We start from the raw sequence: 2020 nt of genomic DNA on the forward strand, positions 1-2020 counted from the left end.
ACACTCCCTCGCCTGGGGACTGTGGAGGGAGAACAGCGGGATGGGCGACCCCGACGAGTCCGACCTGCGCCGCATGGACCGGCTCGGCCTGCCCGCGCTGGACCGGCAGCAGGGTCTGGCCCTGTTCGACCGTGCGCTCTCCCTGTCCCCCGCCGAGGCGGTGGTCATCCCGGTGCGGGTCGACGCGGCGGCGCTGCGGGCCCGTGGAGACGACCTGCCACCCTTGCTGCGCGGCCTGGCGCGGTTGCCCGTACCCCGGGCTTCCGCCGCGGTGTCCGGGCAACCGGTGGGCGGCGCTGCCGGGGCGGCTTCCCTAGTCGAGCGGCTGACCGGCCTGCCCGGTACGGAGCGCGACCGGGTACTGCTGGACCTGGTGCGCGGGCAGGTCGCCAGCGTACTCGGACATGACGGGCCGGAAGCGGTCGAGCCGGGACGGGCCTTCCGTGACCTGGGCTTCGACTCGCTGGCCTCGGTCGAGTTGCGCAACGCCCTGCGCGGCACCACCGGTCTGGCGTTGCCCGCCACCCTGGTCTTCGACCATCCGACGTCGCAAGCCGTGGCCGAGTTGCTGAAGCGTGAGCTTTTCGACGCGCTGGGCATCTCGGACACGGACACGGACTCGGTCACGGTGGCCGAGGCCGGAAGAGCCGCGCGGCCGGCCGCCCAGTCCGACGATCTCATCGCCATCGTCGGGATGAGCTGCCGCTACCCGGGCGACGTGCACAGCCCCGAGGAACTGTGGCGCCTCGTCGCCGACGGCGTCGACGCCGTCTCCGGATTCCCCACCGACCGGGGCTGGAACACCGACCGCCTGTACGCACCCGAGCCGCAGGACGGCAAGACCTACGTGCGGTACGGCGGCTTCCTGCGCGACGGCGCCGAGTTCGACCCCGACTTCTTCGGGATCAGTCCGCGCGAGGCGCTGGCCATGGATCCGCAGCAGCGGCTGTTGCTGGAGGCCGCCTGGGAGGCGTGCGAACGTGCCGGGATCGACCCGGTGTCCCTCCGGGGCAGCCGGACCGGTGTGTTCGCGGGCGTCATGTACGACGACTACGGGACCCGGCTGGGCGACGACGTCCCCCCGGACGTGGCGGGCTACCTCGCCAACGGCAGCGCCGCCAGCGTGCTGTCCGGGCGGCTCGCGTATCTCTTCGGCCTGGAGGGCCCCACGGTGTCGGTGGACACTGCCTGCTCCTCCTCCCTGGTCAGCCTGCATCTGGCAGCCCAGGCGCTGCGCAACGGCGAGTGCACCATGGCACTGGCCGGTGGCGTCACGTTCCTCTCCACCCCCGACGCCTTCGTGGACTTCAGCAGGCAGCGGGTGCTCTCCCCGGACGGGCGGTGCAAGGCCTTCTCGGCCGCCGCCGACGGCGTGGGCTGGTCCGAGGGGGTGGGTGTGCTGGTGGTGGAGCGTCTGTCCGATGCCCGTCGCAATGGGCATCGGGTGCTGGCGGTGGTGCGGGGTTCGGCGGTGAATCAGGACGGTGCGTCGAATGGTTTGACCGCGCCGAACGGTCCGTCGCAGCAGCGGGTGATCCGGCAGGCGTTGGCGGCTGCGGGGTTGCGGGCGTCGGATGTGGACGTGGTCGAGGCGCACGGGACCGGGACGACGCTCGGGGATCCCATCGAGGCGCAGGCGCTGCTGGCTACTTATGGTCAGGAGCGGCCGGGTGAGGGTGCGCCGTTGTGGCTGGGGTCGTTGAAGTCGAACATCGGGCATGCGCAGGCGGCTGCGGGTGTGGCCGGTGTGATCAAGATGGTGATGGCGATGCGGCATGGGATGCTGCCCAGGACGCTGCACGTGGAGGAGCCGTCGCCGCACGTGGACTGGTCGGCGGGAGCGGTGGAACTGCTGACCGAGGCCCGGGCGTGGGAGAGCGGTGACCGTCCGCGCAGGGCGGGCGTGTCGTCGTTCGGGATCAGCGGGACCAATGCGCACGTGATCCTGGAGGAAGCGCCGGTACTGGCAGAGGAGGAGCGTCCTCGTGCACCGTTGCCGGTGGTGCCGTGGGTGCTGTCG

At 71.8% G+C, this 2020-nt stretch carries 1 protein-coding gene; it reads left to right on the plus strand.

Annotated elements, in window-relative coordinates; genetic code table 11:
- Positions 1-2020, plus strand: a 2020-nt coding sequence (locus ACFIF2_RS35770) for a beta-ketoacyl synthase N-terminal-like domain-containing protein (RefSeq protein ID WP_395577466.1), incomplete at both ends; no start/stop codon positions are given.

Source organism: Streptomyces sp. BK79 (assembly GCF_044142145.1).
Lineage (GTDB): Bacteria > Actinomycetota > Actinomycetes > Streptomycetales > Streptomycetaceae > Streptomyces.